Below are 17,651 nucleotides of genomic sequence, written 5' to 3' on the forward strand. Positions count from 1 at the left end.
GCAACATAAACACAAACAAACGGACGGCACGTTCCCCTCCTTCGGGAGTGGACGTGCCGTCCGTTTTTACCTTATAGCTGCTTGAGCGCTTGGTAATGTGCCTCGATCGTCGCCTCGATATCGTCGTCGGAGTGCGCCGCCGAAACGAACATGCCTTCGAACTGGGAAGGCGGAATGCTGACGCCGTAGTCGAGCAGCAAGCCAAAATACCGGTTGAATTTGTTCAAATCCGATTGTTTGGCGGTTTCGTAATCGGTCACCCGTTGGTCGGTAAAGAACGGACAGACCATGGAGCCGATCCGGTTGATCGTCATCGGAACGCCCAGCTCCCGAGCATTTTGGAGCATTCCTGCTTCCAGACGGGCGGACTTGCGTTCCAGCTCTTCATAAACGCCAGGTGCTCCCAGCAGCTTAAGCGTCGCATACCCCGCAGCCATCGCCAGCGGGTTCCCGGATAACGTTCCAGCCTGGTAAATCGGGCCTGACGGAGCAATCCGCTCCATGATCTCCCGTTTGCCTCCGTATGCCCCGACCGGCAGCCCTCCGCCGATAACTTTACCCAGACAGGTAAGATCCGGCGTAATGCCAAATCGCCCTTGCGCGCTGTTCAAGCCTACGCGGAAGCCGGTCATGACCTCGTCAAAGATCAGCAGACTGCCGTAGGAAGACGTGAGCTCCCGCAATCCTTCCAAGAATCCGGGAAGCGGCGGCACAACGCCCATATTTCCGGCAACCGGCTCCACAATAACGGCGGCAATGTCTTGGCCGAAATGCTCGAAAGCCATCCGTACCGAATCCAGATCGTTGTACGGCACCGTAATCGTGTTGGCCGCTACGCTTTCAGGTACGCCAGGGCTATCCGGCAGTCCAAGGGTGGCCACCCCGGAACCCGCTTTAATCAGCAGCGAGTCGGCATGGCCGTGGTAACAGCCTTCAAACTTCAGGATTTTGCTCCTTCCGGTATAGCCGCGGGCAAGCCGGAGAGCGCTCATCGTCGCTTCCGTCCCGGAGCTGACCATCCGCACGAGTTCGATGGAAGGCATTCTTTCGATAACCAGCTTTGCCATCTCGGTTTCCAGCTCCGTCGGCGCTCCGAAGCTCGTACCAAGCTCCGCGGTCCGTTTGATCGCTTCGACGACCTCCGGGTGGGCATGTCCCATAATGAGCGGGCCCCAAGACCCGATGTAATCGATAAATTCGTTGCCGTCGATATCGAAGACGTGCGAGCCGCTCCCTTTATGCATATACAAGGGAGTCAATCCAACCGATTTAAACGCGCGGACCGGACTGTTAACTCCGCCCGGAATCACTTGCTTCGCTTCCTCGAACGCCCGCGCCGAACGCGCATCGGAACGTTTTCGCTGATCGTTCATCCATTCCACTCCTAACCTATTTTGAGGATAACTGCAGCCGCTCCGTCATTTCCTTGGCCGCTTCCTTGCCTTGACGAATGCAGTCCGGCAGCCCGACGCCATGAAACGCGCCTCCGGTAATCAGCACGCCTGGCATTTTGTCTGCCAAACGCTGCCGTACCCCGCGAATAAGGTCCAGATGACCTACCGGATACTGCGGCATGGAATGCATCAGCTTCGTCATTTCCGTAAACAAAGGCTCTGCCGTAATCCCCATAACTTCCTTCAAATCGTGCCGTACCGCGCGAATGTTCTCATCCTCCGACATGTCCTGCCAACGTTCGTCGCCGGAACGTCCGATATAGCAGCGCATCAGCACTTTGCCGCTTGGTGCGGTGTGCAGCCACTTTTTGGACGTCCACGTACATGCGGTAATGAAACGCCCTTCCCGTCTCGGGACGAGGAAGCCCGAACCGTCAAGCTCGCGTCCAAGCTCTTTCTCGTCAAAGGCGAGAATCACGTTGGCAACGGACACGTACTCGATCCGGTCCAGCTCTTTGACCTCAGGAACCGACGAGCCGAGCAGCTTGGAGATGCCGTGAGCCGGCAGCGCCACGATCACTCCGTCCGCTTCCTCTACCGAACCGTCTTCGCGGATCACGCGGTATACGTCGTCGGTCCGCTCGATCCGGTCCACTCCGCACTGCTTGACGAACCGCACGTTGTCGAGCGCATCGATTAAGCCGTGAACGATCGTTTCAAGCCCTTCCTTATAGGAAAGAAACATCGTATTGCGCGCCACCTCGGGAAGCGTACGGCTTTCTTCTCCGCCTGTCTTGCGGTTCTTCATCATGCCTAGGATCAAGCTGCGATGCTTCTGCTCAATCGCATGAAATTGCGGGAAGGTCGCCCGCAAGCTCAAATTGTACGTATTTCCGGCATAAATGCCCGCCAGCAGCGGCTCAGCGATCTGACCGAGCACTTCCACACCTAGCCGGCGCTCCAGGAAATGCCCGAGCGACTCGTCCTCGGGCGACGTCCGCTTCGGCAGTACCAAATCCATGGCCGCCCTGAGCTTGCCGCCCAATGAAAGCAGTCCCGTGCGCATGAACGGCCCCATTTGGGTCGGTATGCCGAGCATCAGGCCGGGAGGCATCCGGTGCAGCTTGCCGCCGGACAAAATATACGTTTTCCGGGAGTCCGGATTCATACCGGTCAATTGATCCTCTAAACCTAATTCGCGAGTCAGCTCGACCATTGGAAGCTTGCGGGCCAGAAACGAATCCGGCCCCTTCTCAATGACGAACCCGTCGCGCTTCAGCGTTTGAATTTTGCCCCCGAACGAATCGCTCTTTTCCATGATGGTAATTTTCAACGGGGCAGCGGACGTCTCGATGCTTTGCTTTAAGTAAAAAGCGGCGCTCAAGCCCGTAATCCCGCCGCCAACGATAACCACATGTTTCGGACTTCGGTTCTCCTCCATCGTCTCAATCCCTCTCGGTCTGCGCGTAAACGACGTCGCTTAACGTTTCCATATACAGCGGATCGGTATTGAGCGAGCGGGTGCGTTCCAGCCGCAGTCCGAGCTCCCGTGCCGTCTTCTGCGCTTCAATATCGAGATCGTACAGCACTTCCAGATGATCGGATACAAACCCGATCGGACAAATCAGCACATGCTCCGCCTGCTTCTCTTTCTTCACGGTATGCAGGACGTCGAGAATATCGGGTCCAAGCCAAGGTACGCCGGTTTGTCCGGCGCTTTGCCATCCGAACTGCCAATGGGTAATACCGCATCGCTCGGCTATCGCTTTGGACGATTCCAATAGCTGATCGGGATACGGGTCTTTCATTTCAAGAATTTTTTCAGGCAGGCTGTGCGCCGTAAAAATCACTTTGACCGCGTCTTTCGCCACACCCTCGAACCTGTTCAAGCCTTCCTCCACCCGCTGCACAAGCGCTTCGATCAGTGCCGGATGAAGATGATAGCTCTTCACGAAACGAATCGAAAGCCCCAGCGAATCCGCCTTCTCCTGCGCGCGCTTGATGTAGCCGCCCACGCTCATGACCGAATAATGCGGCGCCAGCACGACGCCAACGGCTTCCGTAATCCCATCCTGCACCATCCGCTCCACGCCGTCCTCAATGAACGGGGACGCGTGCTTCAGTCCTTGATAGCATACGAACGTCGTATCCTGGTATTTCTCGTTCAGCCGGGCTTCCAACGCTTGCACCTGCTTATCCGTATTTTCCCGAAGCGGGAAGAAGCCTCCTACAATCGCTTCGTAGCGGTCGGTCAAATCCTTGAGTTGCTCCGGAGTCGGAGGATTCCCGCGACGAATATGCGTATAATAAGCTTCCACTTGATCGAGGCTTTCCGGCGTTCCGTAAGACATGACCAGAACACCGATCCGTTTCTGCTGCGTAACGCTCATGCTATACACCGCTTTCCTGTTTCGTCCAGCCTTGCGCTTTCAGAGCTTGACGAGAATAGTCGTGAATGAAATCCGTCAGTTCTTTCAGCTTCTCCAGCGACGCTTCCGGGAACAGTCCGTGACCCAGATTGAAAATATAGCCCGGTTCCTGGATGCCCTCGTCAATAATCGCCTTGGCCTGCGCCTGAATGACGGACATCGGAGCGGTCAATACGTACGGATCGAGATTGCCCTGCACCGCATAGAACGAGCCAACCCTTCTGCGGCCCTCCGAGATCGATACACGCCAATCGAGACCGATGACATCGGCGTCGATGCCTTGCAGATAAGGCAGCAATTCGCCGGAGCTGACGCCCGGGAAATAAATTTTCGGTTGCTCCAAATGCTTCAGCTCCGCAAAAATGCGGCGGATCGTCGGCAGAACATACGTTTTGAAATCAACGGGAGACAATGCGCCGACCCAACTGTCGAAAAGCTGCACCGCTTTCGCCCCCGAGGCAATCTGCGCTTTCAGATAAGCGATCACCATATCGCCAAGCTTATCCATCAGCTTGAACCATACCTCCGGCTCTTCGTACATTAATCCTTTCGTGCGGATATAGCTTTTGGACGGCCTGCCTTCGATCAGGTAGCTTGCGATCGTAAACGGTGCTCCGGCGAACGTAATCAGCGGCACCTTCAGCTCGGCCGCCAAGATCTCGATCGTCCGCAAAATATGCGGCAGATCCTGCTCTACCTGGATCGGCTTCAGCTTGTTCACGTCCGCCGCCGAGCGGATCGGGTTGTCGATAACCGGACCGACATTTTTCACGATATCAAAATCAATGCCGATGGAAGCGACCGGATTCATAATGTCCGAATATAAGATCGCCGCATCCACACCCAGCTTTTTGACCGGCATCAAGGTAACCTCAGCCGCCAGCTCCGGCTGCTTGCAAATTTCCAGCAGGCTGTATTTCTCTTTAATTTTCCGGTATTCGGGGTCGTAACGGCCGGCTTGACGCATATACCATACGGGCAGCGTTTCGACAGACTGTTTGCGACAGGCTCGAATAAACGTATCGTTATAACTCATTGGTGCATCCTCTTTTCCGTAAACTCCCATAGTCTACTTCCCATTATGCCCTATTTGAAACGAGGTAACAACGTGTGTCAGGCTACAGTTTCCGACAAAAGTTTGACAGTGCCGCTATGCAAAAGACCGCTCCGCTCCGGGAGAAACGCCGGATAGCGGAACGGTCTTCATCATCATCGCGTATCGTGGCGGCAGTTAGTTCCGGAGCCAGCGAGCGATATCTTTGGCAAAATAAGTAATGATCATGTCGGCGCCAGCCCGCTTAAATCCGGTCATCGTCTCCAGAACGATCGATTTCTCGTCGACCCAACCCTGCATGGCGGCAGCCTTAACCAAGGAATATTCCCCGCTGACGTTATACACCACGAGCGGCAGGTTAAAATTGTCGCGGAGCTCGCGGATGACGTCCATATAGGCGAGAGCCGGTTTGACCATCAGCATGTCCGCGCCTTCGGCTACGTCGGATTCCGCTTCGCGCAGCGCTTCCCGCACGTTGGCCGGGTCCATTTGGTACGTTTTGCGGTCCCCGAACTGCGGCGTGGAATGTGCCGCTTCGCGGAACGGGCCGTAGAACGACGAAGCGTACTTCACGGAGTACGACATGATCGGCACCTGCTCGTAGCCGGCTTCGTCAAGTCCTTGACGGATTGCATAAACGAAGCCGTCCATCATGTTCGACGGCGCGATAATGTCGGCGCCGGCTTCCGCCTGCGACACCGCTGTTTTGACCAGCAGTTCCAGCGACTCATCGTTCAACACCTCGGCGCGGCCTTTGGCCTCATCGTAGTGGACGACGCCGCAGTGGCCGTGGTCCATAAACTGGCACAGGCACGTATCGGCAACAATAAGCAGCTCCGGAGCCCATGTTTTGATTAGACGCGACGCTTGTTGAACGACGCCGTTCGGATCGTAGGCCGAGCTGGCATGCGCGTCTTTCTCGTGCGGAACACCGAAGAGTACAATGGCCTGAAGACCCAGGTCGACGATTTCGCGGATTTCCTCTTCAAGCCGGTCAAGCGAGAAATGGTAGACGCCCGGCATCGAGCTGATTTCTTCCTTAATATTCGTTCCGTGCGTCACAAATATCGGATAGAGCAGATCGTGCAGCGTAACGGTATGCTCCCGGACCAAATTCCGAAGCGCAGCCGAGCTGCGCAATCGCCGGTTTCGAACAAGTGGAAAACTCATGGTTTATTCCTCCTTCTCGTATAAGCACTGAACCAGGGAAGCAACGGTCGCTTCCTTGGCTACATAATCGACCTTAAGTCCCGCTTCCTGCGCGGTTGCCGCCGTTCTCGGACCGATACAAGCGATCTTACATCCCTGCAGCAGCTTGAGCGGTTCCGTCTCGCCAAGCTCCTGCAGCGCGCGCAGCAAATTTGTAACCGTCGAGGAACTGGTAAAAGTAACGATATGCAGCATGTTTTGCTTCAGCAGCCCAATAATCTCAGAACCGCCCTCGGTATCCAGCACCGTTTCGTAGATATCGATTTTGGTTACGTTCAAGCCACGCTCCCGCAATTGTTCGGGCAAATACGCTCTGGCGATATCCGCCGTCGCAAGCAGCACATTCTGCCCCGGGCAAAGCTCGGGGGCGATGGCGTCCAGCAAAGCGTCCCCGTCGAATTCAGAAGGGACGACCTCTGCCAGCAATCCGTACTGCGCTAAAGCAGCCGCCGTTTTCGGACCGACAGCCGCCAAGCGGGCATTCCCTAATGCCCGAATGTCGAGCCGCAGCTCCCGCAGCCGCTCCATAAAAAATTCGACGCCGTTCGCACTCGTGAACAGCACCCAATCAAAGGAGGAAAGGCGTTTCAACGCTTCGTCCCGCGCCGCTTGCGCTTCCGGACGGGAAGGTGGCCGGGTACGGATCACCGGAAATTCCACGGCTTCCCCGCCAAGCTCGTCGATTTGCGAGGACAGCTCGCTCGCCTGACTGCGCGCGCGGGTAACCAGAATACGCCGGCCGAACAACGGTTTGCTTTCGAACCAGGCCAGCTTGTCGCGCAGCTTGACCACTTCGCCGACAATGGTGACGGCCGGGGACTGGAAGCCTGCCGCTCTTACCTTGTCGACAATATCCGTTAACGTACCCGCCAGCGTCTCCTGCTCCATCCAAGTTCCCCACCGGATTAGAGCGACCGGCGTTTGCGGCGATTTTCCTCCGCGGATCAGCTCCGTGCAGATCTGCTCCAGATTGGCGACCCCCATCAAAAAGATCAACGTGCCGGAGGCTTGCGCCAAGTTATCCCAATTCACTTGGGAGTACGTTTTATTCTTATATTCATGACCGGTTACGATCGAAAAGGACGAAGTAAAATCACGGTGCGTCACCGGGATACCTGCATAAGCGGGGACGGCGATCGCGGACGTGATGCCGGGCACGATCTCGAAGCGGATTCCGTGCTCCGCGAGCAGTTCCGCTTCTTCGCCTACGCGCCCGAATACGCTCGGATCTCCGCCTTTGAGCCGGGTCACCGTTTTTCCTTGCAGCGCCAAATCGACGAGCAAGCGGCTGATCTCCTCCTGCTTCATCATATGTTTGTCCGGCAGTTTGCCGACAAAAATTTTCTCTGCCCCTGCTTTCATATGTTTGAGCAGACGGGGGCTGGCCAGCCGGTCATAGACAACCACGTCGGCTCGCTGAATCGCTTCTAAGCCTCTCAGCGTAATCAGCTTCGGATCTCCCGGTCCGGCACCGACAAGATAAACGACACCCTTGTTCACAACCGCTTCTCCCCTATTCTTCAGCTAATGCAAGCAGTTCCGCAGCACCTTTCGCAATCAATGCTTCCGCCAGTTGCAGACCCAATTGCTGCGGATCGTCTCCGGTCATCGTCTCTTTCAACACCCGCTTGCCATCCGGCGATCCGACCATGCCGGTCAGTACAATAGACGGGCCGCTTCCTTCCGTCAAATGCGCGTGAGCGCCGATCGGCACTTGGCAGCCGCCGTTCAAACGGCCCAGGAAGCTGCGCTCCGCGGCAACGGCAACGGCCGTCGGCTCGTGCTTGTACTTGGACAACAAGTCGAGCACGAACTCGTTATCGCTACGGCATTCGATGCATAATGCGCCTTGTCCGACCGCCGGCAGGCACAACTCCGGTGGCAGGTAAGCGCTGATGCGGTCCTGCCAACCGATCCGATGCAGTCCGGCGGCGGCGAGCAGGATGGCATCGAAGCCTTCTGTCTCCAGCTTGCGCAGCCGCGAGTCGATATTGCCGCGGATCGATTCGATCTGCAAGTCGGGACGGTAATGCTGCAACTGGGAAGCCCGGCGCAGGCTGCTGGTTCCGACCTTGGCGCCCTGAGGCAAGTCATCGAGCCCGCGGCCGTCTCGCGTGATCAAGCAGTCGCGCGGATCTTCCCGCAGAGGAACGGCGCCGACCATAAGTCCTTCGGGCAGTTCGAAGGGCATATCCTTCATGCTGTGTACCGCGAGATCGATTTCGCCGTCAAGCAGCGCCTGCTCGATTTCTTTCACGAACAGGCCCTTGCCGCCGACTTTCGAAAGCGTAACGTCCAGGATGCGGTCGCCCTTGGTGACGATTTTTTTCAGCTCGAATTCGGCTTCGATGTCGTGCCGCTTGCAAAGCTCGCGCAGGTGATCAATCACCTGTCCGGTTTGCGTCAAAGCAAGCGCGCTTTGTCTGGTGCCTACTACGATGGTGCGCATGCGTGAAGTCAACCCCTTATCTTCTCCCTGCAAAGTCGGAAGTGCTGTATTCTCTATGTACTACTGTATACTCATTCATATCCCAATTGCCGCGCATGTACACGCAGCCAGTCGCCGATCGCCTCCATGCCTCCCAGCGTCGGATCTTGCAGCACTCTGCGCGCCAGCTCGGCGCGCAGCTCCGCCGGATCGACCCTGCCGCTTCGCAGCAGCGGCAGGAGCTCCCACTCCAGCATGCTGCGGAACAGCTCCTGCCGCTCGCCCGTTTCCGGGACGGCCTGCTGTACGATGCCGCGCAGTTCATGGAGCAGCTCTACGTACGGCGCATACTCTTCGCCGAACGCTTCCTCCAGCCTGCGGCGCAGCACCGCGGCTAAACCAGGGCTCGCGCCTGCGGTGGACACCGCAAGCGTCAACCGTCCCCGCCGCACCGCGGCAGGGACGAGAAAACCGCCGCCGGCCCCGTCATCGGCCGCGTTCGCGAACTTGCCGAGCGCCTCGGCCTCGGCGCAGACTTGCGCGTTCACCGACGCATCGTCGGTGGCCGCGAACACCAGCCGCGCCTCGGCCAGCGCGGTCAGCCCGGGCGCGTACCGCTCGCGCAGCGCTCGCACCACGCCCGAGGCCGCCCACGCTTCCAGCTGCGGCGTAAAAACGGGGCTCACGACGGTGACGCGAGCCCCCGCCTCCAGGAGCGCGCGTGCCTTGCGCTCCGCCACTCGGCCGCCGCCGATAACGGCGCAAGGCCGGCCTTCAAGATCGAGCATAGCGGGATAGTAGGATTTGACGCCGGGGGACGGCCCCGAGAGCCTTCCTTCGCCAGCTTTCGTCATTTCCTACGCCCCCTCAATACCATTGGTGGAAGTTCGAATATTGGTTAGCCAACAAAAAGTTGAGCAGCGTAATGACGAACGCGGCCAAATTCCACAACGCCAGCCGGTTGCCTGCCGCTTTCATCACCAACCGTTGAAACAAATAAAAAATATAGGCCAACAGCACGAACCAGGAATTCAGCACCTTCGGATCAAAGAACAGCATGAAATCGCCCTCAAGCGCGATCCAGACAATCCCAAGCGACAGCGTAAGCAGCAATAACGGAGCTCCGATGACGACGGAAACAAACGCATAACGATCCGTATTCTCCAAGCTCGGCAGCCGCAGCATTTGCTGCGACCACTGCTTTTCCTTCAGCTTGCGGTGCAGAAACAAGTACATGCCGGAAAAAATGGCGGATACGACGAATGCCGCATAGCCGGAAACCGCCAGCGTGATATGAATGAATAAAAGCTCGTCGTTAATGTTCCAATGCGCCAAGGTCGGCGCCAGTCCCGGCCGGCTGAAGACGTTAAGCGCAAACGTCGCGAATCCGAACACGTTTACCAAAAACACAAACAGCTCGATCCGGAAAAAGCGGTTCACGATCAGCGAGACGGTCACAAGCAGCCAAGATAAAATAAAAAGCGTTTCGAACATGGAAAACGCCGACAGCTTGCCGTGCGTGACCAAGCTGTAAATTAAGTAGGCGGTTTGCAGCACCCATACAAAAGAAAGCAACCCTGTCCCCATCCGTTTTGCACTTCGGTTCGGACCGACAAAGTCCGAGAAGTAAAACAGGAGGCTCAGGGCATAAATATATAAAATGACATCGTACAACCAGGTTTGAGTGACCATGCTGTTCCTTTCCGGTCAAGCTTTGGCCAGAACGTCAAGCGCTTCGGCAGGCGCCGCGGCCCGCACTTTGGATAGCAGTTCTTCCTTGATCCGATCCTGCGCCGCCTCCGCCTCCTGCTTCCGTACCGCCTGCTCCACCCGTTTTTGCTCAGCCAAAGGCTCTTCCAAAGCAAAAATTTTCGTGAACATGTCCAGCGCGTCATCCCCGTGACGCTCGGCAGCCATTTCTTTAATGCGGACAATGGGATCGCGCAGCATCTGATTGACGATGCTTTTCGTTAATTTGCGAATGACCTTCAATTCGTGTTCGTCCAAATCCGGCAGCTTCTTCATCAAGCTGTCCATCGTTTCCTCGTGAATCGTGGCCGCTTTGGTCTGCAGCGCTTGAATGACCGGGCTGACGCCCAGCGTTTTCGTCCACTGCTCGAAGGCCGCCATTTCCTCACGGATCATTTTCTCAATCTGCACCGCAGCTTTACGCCTCTCTTCCAAATGAGAGTTCACGAGCGATTGAAGATTGTCGATATCGTATAAAAAGACGTTCGGCATCTCGCCAAGCCGCGGATCGAGGTCTCTCGGAACCGCGATATCGATCATGAACAGCGGTCGCGAACGGCGCCGCTGCAAAATACAGGACACCTGCTCGGCCGTCAGCACGTAACCGGCGGCTCCGGTGGAGCTGATCACGATGTCGGCTTCTTCCAGGTGCGCCATCAGCCGGTCCATCGTGCTCGCCACGCCCCGGAACTTGTCCGCCAGCTCTTGCGCCCGGCTGAGCGTCCGGTTCACGACGGTCACTTTGTCCGCTCCGTTCGCGTACAGGTGCTTGACGGTCAACTCGCTCATTTTACCCGCGCCGATAATCAACACTTTCTTATGCGCGTAGCTGCCGAAAATACGCTTACCCAGCTCGACGGCCGCATAGCTGACAGACACCGGATTTTCCCCGATGCCGGTCTCGAAATGGGCCCGTTTGGCCATCGTTACGGCTTGCTTGAACAATGTGTTGAACAAAACGCCGGTCGTCTTCTCGCGCTGAGCCAGCAGAAACGCGTCCCGAACCTGTCCCAAAATCTGCGTCTCGCCGATGACCATCGAGTCGAGGCCGCTCGTTACGCGGAATAAATGCTCGATCGCCTTCTCGTTCTCGTAAACGTACAAATGCTCCTGATACTCTCCGCGCGGCACGCCGAACCATTTCTCGATAAAGCCCCGCAAATAATGGGCACAGGGCTGGCGATCGACCGCCACGTACAATTCCGTCCGGTTGCAGGTGCCCACGACGACGCACTCCATGACGCTCTTCGTTTCCTTGAGCTCCTTCAGCGCCAGCGGCAAATCCCCTTCGGCGAATGCAAATTTTTCTCTGATGGACACCGGTGCTGTGCGATAATTTAAACCCGCCACGACGATATGCATCTGGTTCACCTGCCTCCTCCTCGTAAAGTCAATTTATTATATCACACCATGCGGAACAAGTCCGAGTTTTTGCGACAATAATTTTGAAAGTTTTATTACAGGGAAGGGTTTCCATCCCCCTAAATCCCCCTCAGGGTTTTGCGGAGCAAAACCGGCATCGGAAGCAACAGGGACCCCAGGGGACTTGCCCCCTGGACCCCCGAGCTTCGATGCACAGTTGGTGGAGTGAGCGCTTTTCCTCCTTGTGTTAACCGCCCCTCTCTCCCCTATGGAGAGGGGGCCGGTTAACGCAAGGATACGCTCAATGGCGTGCGGGAACGGGTAAAGAACGTAGGAGGTGCAGAGACGCGTTTAGGTGCTACTTTGGCGCCGGGATCGCGTCTGTTCAGGAGAGGCCGGCTTCCCTCAGGAAGCGGCCGTCTCCTGAACACGCTTCACTGCGATGGGCTCGACTCCCACACACTTCGTTGGGAGCGAGCGGCGAACCCCATATCCCACACCGTCACAATCCGCCGAGAACCACTTATCATTCCCTAACTTCCCACAACATCCTATCACGCCTCGCTAAAGCGGGCTGTGATCGAAATCACGCCCTCTCTTGCCTAAGACTGCCATTTTTAGTTTCCTCCGAAACGCGCAGGCCTATACGACTACCGCGATTATTGCAACAGCTTTTTGCGCAGGAGGTCGGCGATCGCTTTGTCAGATTTCATCAAACGGTCGTTCTGCGAACCGACAATGTCGGCGCCGCTCGACATCAGTTTGCTGTAGGCCTCGTACAAGTCGGCGTATAGCTTCGAAACGTCTCCGAGGGTCTGAGCCTCTTCTGCGCGTAAAGGGCGGGAGCCGCCGACCTGGAGGCGCAGCAAATATTGCATGAGCTGGGCGAGCGAATCAAGCTTCGCCAAGCTGGTGTCGCTGTAGGCAAGCGCCAGATGATCGTGCGCGAATGAAGCCGAGTAAACGGCTTGACGGAGTGCGCTGAGCGAATCGGTATCCTTGAGCTTGCCGGTTTCCTGCAAGTAGCTGCCGAGCAGCTCCATTTGAAAGAGGGATATTTGATACAGCAGTTTTTCCGCTTTTTCGGGCGGTGCCTTATGGCCGATCAATTCCACGATTTGCAGAACGGGCCAGATGATCAGCACGGCTACGATCAGGTACATGAACAGCTTTTTTCTGAATCTTTTCAACCCGGGTCCCCCTCCTCTGCCTGCGGCGGACGGACGCCGCAGGAACCAAGCTCTCTTTGAGAGTGTATGGGCCCGGGGCAAAAGAAATAACCACGGAATCATCCGTGGTTATCGTATATGCGCTTGTAATTATTTTACCAATTCAGCTTGCTTCAATGCCGGTGTTTCCACTTGCAGTTCACCCATACCGCGAACCAGTTTCTTCGCGTGAGACACTTCCGGCTTCAGCACGGACAGCATGTGCTCGATCGCGAGCTGAGGGTCTACCGTCTCGCCGCAAGTATAGCAGTCAAGGGCAGCAAATCCTCTCTCAGGATACGTATGAATGGAGAGATGACTTTCCGACAACATGACCAGAACGGTTGCCCCTTGGGGCTCAAATTGTTTGGATTGTACCGACAACACGGTTGCTCCGCATACCTCAGCAGCTTCTACCATTTGCGCTTGTAACCATTCAGCATTGTTGAGAAGCTCAAAATCTACTCCCCAAGTGTCTACAGCTACGTGTCTTCCGAAAGTTGAATATTCCATCTTCCGGTTCCCCCTTCCTAGGAATAAAATGTTTTGAAAATTTCATCCGCTAGGACCTACGTCATTCACTTCCCGAGGGAATAATCTCTCGCAACATTACATGTCCTGAGTGAATCCTGGTTCCTATTTTGTTTTCAACGAAGATAAAAATAACATCTATTGAACAGAAATGCAACCCTTTTTTTTGCACAGGCCATATTTACCTGCCCGAGGGCGGCACACAACAATAAATTATGCCCGAAGCCCGCCTGGTGTGTAAGCTGCGAAGTGCCGGATAAGCCCAACTTTTCCGTTTTTTTTTTTGTTTTTTCCCAAGGCGAAATATACTCTCTGATGCATAAAAATACAAAAAAACTCTTCCCTGCCCTTTGTATGGGCGATCAGGAAGAGCTTTTTCCGCTATGATCGAGAAGTCTAAAAGATATATGTTAAGCTTCGAGTACGAACAAGCGATGGGTAAGTTTGTGCAAACGCCCGTCGATATGCTCGCGGATGGCGGCTTCTTGCATCTCGTTTCTCATGTCGAGCAGATGATTCACCTGGGCTTTGAGCATTTGGATTTCCTGCTCCACCTCATTCTTATGGAACAGTTGCTCCAATTGTCCGACGGTGTCCCGATATTCGTAAATTACTTTTTCCGCGGCGCCCTTTTTCTCGGTAATTCGGACAACCGCGCCTTGCTTGTACGTATAGACCATCGTATATGCTGCATAAATGCGATGCACGATAGCGTCGCCTTTAAATTCGGCTACGGCTTTGCGCATCAGGTTGACCAAATTTTTGTTGCGGATGCGGCATGTTCCCCGGCATACATACAAGTTCATTTCACGTTCGAACGACAGCACGATTTCTTCGCCGGCGTCGTCCGGCAATACCACCTCTTGATTTCCGTTTTCGAGTACTTTGACTTGCAGAGAGGCTCCGTGATCGACAAACATCCGAATGAACTTGACCATCTCGGCTTCCGTAAGCTGCAGGCAGGTTTTGACGTATTCGGTCGCTAACCTAATTGCCATAAAAATCCCTCGATTCATTTTTTTCAAACCATGTGTCTGTGAGCCTGATTCTATTGTCTATATACATTATACTACATAATTATTTAATATTCCTGCCAGGCAGCCATTGATTTTCGCCGGAAATCAGAAAATTCCGCGTTTTCCTCGCAGAAGGACGGCATAAAAGCTTAAAAACTCGCTTTACCTCCTTTTGTTCCGCAGTTCCCTGCGGCGCTGACGATGAAAAAACAATTCATACATCACCGGCACGATGACCAGCGTCAGCAGCGTCGACGTAACCAAGCCCCCGATCACGACGACGGCAAGCCCTTTGGAAATCAAACTGCCCTCCGATTCGGTCAACGCCAAAGGAATCAACGCGCAGACGGTAGCGAACGCGGTCATCAGAATAGGGCGCAGCCGCGTTTTGCCCGCTTCGATAAGCGCCTCGCGTATGTTTAACCCGCTATCGCGGTTTTGACGCACCCGGTCGATCAGCACAATCGCGTTCGTCACGACGATGCCGACCAGCATCAGCAGGCCGATCATGGCGCTGACCGACAGCGGCTCTCCGGTCAAATACAGGCCGAAGGCCGCACCGACCGGTACGAACAGCAGCGAAGACAAGATGATGAACGGAACGCGCGCTTGGCCGAAGGTGACGAGCATAACCAAATAAACCAACCCGATGGCCGCGGCAATCGCCACGCCCAGATCCTTAAACGTCTTCTCCGTCTCGTCGCTGCCGCCGCCGAAGTCGAGCGTAACACCCTCTGGCAGCAGGACAGCAGAAGCCGCGTCTTTCACCTCTTGCGTCGTTTGACTGATATTGTTTCCGGTCAGCTCCGCGCTGACTGCGGCATAAGGCTTGCCGTCCAACTTCTGAATCGCGGATACGGTATCGGATGCTTCGACGGCCGCGATATCGCGAAGCAGCACCGGGCCTTTTTTGCCGAACAGCGGCATTTGCTCGAGCTCAGCGGCATTGGCTGGGCCCGCCGTATAGGTGGCCTGCAGCTTTTTCGGCTTGCCGTCCAGCTTGTACGTGCCGATCTCGACCGGCCTGGTTCGGTCCGAGACGAGTCCGAGCACCAGTTGGGGGTCGACTCCTGCCGCGGCGGCTTTCCCGGGATCAATGCGGACGGTCCACTGCCGCTGCTTTTCGCGGAAATTGTTTTTGACCGAGCGCAGATAAGGCACCTGCTTCAGCCGATCCTCCATCCGCTTGGCGGCTTCCCCCAGCCGGTCCGGTTGGCTGCCGAACAGCCGAACTTCGACACTTGTCCCGGTCATGGGTCCTCCTGAGCTCATTTCCTGCACCGTTACGGTTCCCCCCGGCGAGCTCTTTTTAACGATGGCATCCATCTTGACCGCGAGCGTCTTCACGACGGCTTCAATATCGGCCGAACGTTTCACGCTCATCATGTACTGCGCCTGATTCGCCTGCTTGAGACCGGAACGGTAATCGAGCCCGCCGATCGTTGTAAATACGTATTCGAAGACGTCCGGCTGTTCGCGGAGCATCTTTTCAATATCTTTGGATATTTCGTTCGTTTTCTGAAGCTGGGAAGCGGGCGGCAGCTGCACTCCGGCGGCGACGATCCGCTGCTTCTCGTTCGGCAAAAAAATAAAGCCGAGCTTCGGCACCAGCAGAAGCGACCCGGCAAGCACCGCCAGCGAAACGGCGATGACGGTCCATTTGTGCCGCAGCGCCGAGGCGAGCACTGCCGCATACCCCCGCTGCAGCGCGCTTTCCCGCTCCTCCGTCTCCCGGATGCGGCCGAACGAAGCTTTGGCCAAAATCGGGACGAGCGTAACGGCAACAAGCAGCGAAGCGACAAGCGCAAAGACGACGGTCAGCGCAAACGGCTTAAAAAACGTCCCGGTAATTCCCCCCACGAAGCCGAGCGGCAAAAACACGACGACGGTCGTCAAGGTGGACGATGTGATCGCGCCCATAATCTCTTTGGTCGCTTCTAATGTAATTTGCGTCCGGTCTTGTCCGGATTTTCTTTGGCTCATGCGCCTATAAATATTTTCGATCACCACGATGCTGTCGTCGACCACCCGCCCTACCGCAACGGCCATGCCGCCCAGCGTCATGATGTTCAAGGTGATGTCCATGCGATTCAAGACGATCGATGCGATCAATAAAGACAAAGGGATGGATAAGACGGCGATGAGCGTCGCTCTTAGATTCCTCAGAAACAGCAGCACCGCCAAAGAGGCGAACAGCGCTCCGTACAGCCCTTCTCTCTGCAGGCTTTCGACCGACTTTTTGATCCCTTCCGACTGGTCGAAAGCGAGCGCGTAATCGATCCGGTCCCGGTGCTTATTCAACACGGCGAATGCCTGATCGGCGATTTGGACCGTATTGGCATCCTGTTTTTTGGAAATGGATAGGGCCAGGGCGCTTTTGTCGTTGTAACGAACGAGCTCAGACGCTTCCTCTATCGGCTGCACAGCGGCGATATCTTCCAGAGCGATCTCGGCGGGGACAGGCGGGAAACCCGTCTGGACATCCAGCGCAAGCCGCTTCAATTCCTGAATGCCCGCGGCGCGCTGCTCGACCCGGACCGGAATGACCAGCTCGTTCTCAACCACGGAACCGGCCGGGAAGGACAAAAATAGCCCCTGCACTTTTTGCTGAATTTGGGTTAAGGTTAGATTATACGCTTTGGCTTTGGCGGGATCGACGGCAATTCGGATATAGCTTTCCTTTAAACCGCCTGCCGCCACGCTGCTGACGCCTGGGATTTTTTCCAATTCCGGCTGAATGTCCTGAACGATAAGCTCTTCAATGGAATCGCTCTGCTTCGAGAATACGGCCAGGTTCAGGATAGGCAGCGCGCTGAAATTCAATCGCGTCACTTTGGGCGTCACGCCCTCGGGAAGCTTCAGCCCCTTGAACGCGTCTTCTGCCTGACGGGAAGCCAGCTCCATATCTGTCCCGATCGGGTACTTCATCTGCACCACGGCGAAGCTTTCCATCGATTGGCTCGTTAACGATTCGAGGCCGCTGAGCGCTTTCAAGCTTCGTTCCAGCTCGCGCGTTACCCGCTCCTCCACATCGGTCGGAGATGCCCCGGGGTACACGGCTTGCACCGTTAGCGTGGGCAGTTCCACATCCGGCAGCAAGTCCACTTTCAGGGACGTGAAAGCGTATATTCCGCCGAGCAAAAGCAGGATGGAGCCTAACAAGATGGCGGCCGCATTTTTTAAGCTGAAACGGGTTAAGAGGTTCAATTCGCTCTGACGCTCCTCGCTCAGGATGGAAAACAAAGTCTCTTGCTCCAAGTTTGGGGTAAAA

Annotated in this window: 14 protein-coding genes; all 14 read right to left on the bottom strand. The window is 55.8% G+C overall.

Features of this window, described 5'->3' with window-relative positions; translation table 11 throughout:
- Positions 1-71: 71 nt before the first annotated feature.
- The 14 genes from hemL to NI000_RS05935 all read right to left on the bottom strand — a co-directional run bounded on the left by hemL (position 72) and on the right by NI000_RS05935 (position 17,638).
- Entirely contained in the window at positions 72-1,373 is a 1,302-nt protein-coding gene (hemL, locus tag NI000_RS05870) for a glutamate-1-semialdehyde 2,1-aminomutase (RefSeq protein ID WP_253408634.1), read from the bottom strand.
- A gap of 16 nt (positions 1,374-1,389) precedes the next feature.
- Entirely contained in the window at positions 1,390-2,835 is a 1,446-nt protein-coding gene (gene hemY, locus NI000_RS05875; RefSeq protein WP_253408636.1) for a protoporphyrinogen oxidase, read from the bottom strand.
- A gap of 4 nt (positions 2,836-2,839) precedes the next feature.
- Positions 2,840-3,784, bottom strand: coding sequence for a ferrochelatase (hemH, locus tag NI000_RS05880; RefSeq protein WP_253408638.1), 945 nt, complete (start codon positions 3,782-3,784; stop codon positions 2,840-2,842).
- Between the two features lies 1 nt (position 3,785).
- Positions 3,786-4,859 carry a uroporphyrinogen decarboxylase gene (gene hemE / locus NI000_RS05885; protein WP_253408639.1) on the bottom strand — a complete coding sequence of 358 codons (1,074 nt, stop codon included), beginning with the start codon at positions 4,857-4,859 and terminating at the stop codon, positions 3,786-3,788.
- Between the two features lie 195 nt (positions 4,860-5,054).
- Positions 5,055-6,047, bottom strand: coding sequence for a porphobilinogen synthase (hemB, locus tag NI000_RS05890; protein WP_253408641.1), 993 nt, complete (start codon positions 6,045-6,047; stop codon positions 5,055-5,057).
- A gap of 3 nt (positions 6,048-6,050) precedes the next feature.
- Complete coding sequence (gene cobA, locus NI000_RS05895) at positions 6,051-7,586, bottom strand: uroporphyrinogen-III C-methyltransferase (RefSeq protein WP_253408642.1); 1,536 nt, start codon at positions 7,584-7,586, stop codon at positions 6,051-6,053.
- Positions 7,587-7,599: 13 nt separating this feature from the next.
- The gene (gene hemC / locus NI000_RS05900) at positions 7,600-8,535 is read right to left on the bottom strand and encodes a hydroxymethylbilane synthase (protein WP_253408644.1); all 936 of its coding nucleotides are present in this window, start codon (positions 8,533-8,535) and stop codon (positions 7,600-7,602) included.
- Positions 8,536-8,606: 71 nt separating this feature from the next.
- Positions 8,607-9,368: a precorrin-2 dehydrogenase/sirohydrochlorin ferrochelatase family protein gene (locus tag NI000_RS05905; RefSeq protein WP_309247875.1), complete on the bottom strand. Its 762-nt coding sequence runs from the start codon at positions 9,366-9,368 to the stop codon at positions 8,607-8,609.
- A 13-nt stretch (positions 9,369-9,381) separates the two neighbouring features.
- Positions 9,382-10,206, bottom strand: a complete 825-nt coding sequence (ccsA, locus tag NI000_RS05910; RefSeq protein ID WP_253408646.1) for a cytochrome c biogenesis protein CcsA — start codon at positions 10,204-10,206, stop codon at positions 9,382-9,384.
- 15 nt (positions 10,207-10,221) lie between these two features.
- Positions 10,222-11,625 carry a glutamyl-tRNA reductase gene (gene hemA / locus NI000_RS05915; protein WP_253408958.1) on the bottom strand — a complete coding sequence of 468 codons (1,404 nt, stop codon included), beginning with the start codon at positions 11,623-11,625 and terminating at the stop codon, positions 10,222-10,224.
- Positions 11,626-12,284: 659 nt separating this feature from the next.
- Entirely contained in the window at positions 12,285-12,815 is a 531-nt protein-coding gene (locus tag NI000_RS05920) for an S-adenosylmethionine decarboxylase (protein WP_253408648.1), read from the bottom strand.
- A 129-nt stretch (positions 12,816-12,944) separates the two neighbouring features.
- On the bottom strand, positions 12,945-13,346 hold the full coding sequence (gene speD, locus NI000_RS05925; RefSeq protein WP_010494003.1) for an adenosylmethionine decarboxylase: 402 nt from the start codon (positions 13,344-13,346) through the stop codon (positions 12,945-12,947).
- 428 nt (positions 13,347-13,774) lie between these two features.
- The gene (locus NI000_RS05930) at positions 13,775-14,362 is read right to left on the bottom strand and encodes a non-ribosomal peptide synthetase module (protein WP_253408650.1); all 588 of its coding nucleotides are present in this window, start codon (positions 14,360-14,362) and stop codon (positions 13,775-13,777) included.
- A gap of 180 nt (positions 14,363-14,542) precedes the next feature.
- Positions 14,543-17,638: an efflux RND transporter permease subunit gene (locus tag NI000_RS05935; RefSeq protein WP_446030830.1), complete on the bottom strand. Its 3,096-nt coding sequence runs from the start codon at positions 17,636-17,638 to the stop codon at positions 14,543-14,545.
- Positions 17,639-17,651 lie beyond the last annotated feature (13 nt).

It is taken from the genome of Paenibacillus tyrphae (assembly GCF_024158745.1).
Taxonomy (GTDB): Bacteria; Bacillota; Bacilli; order Paenibacillales; family NBRC-103111; genus Paenibacillus_G; species Paenibacillus_G tyrfis_A.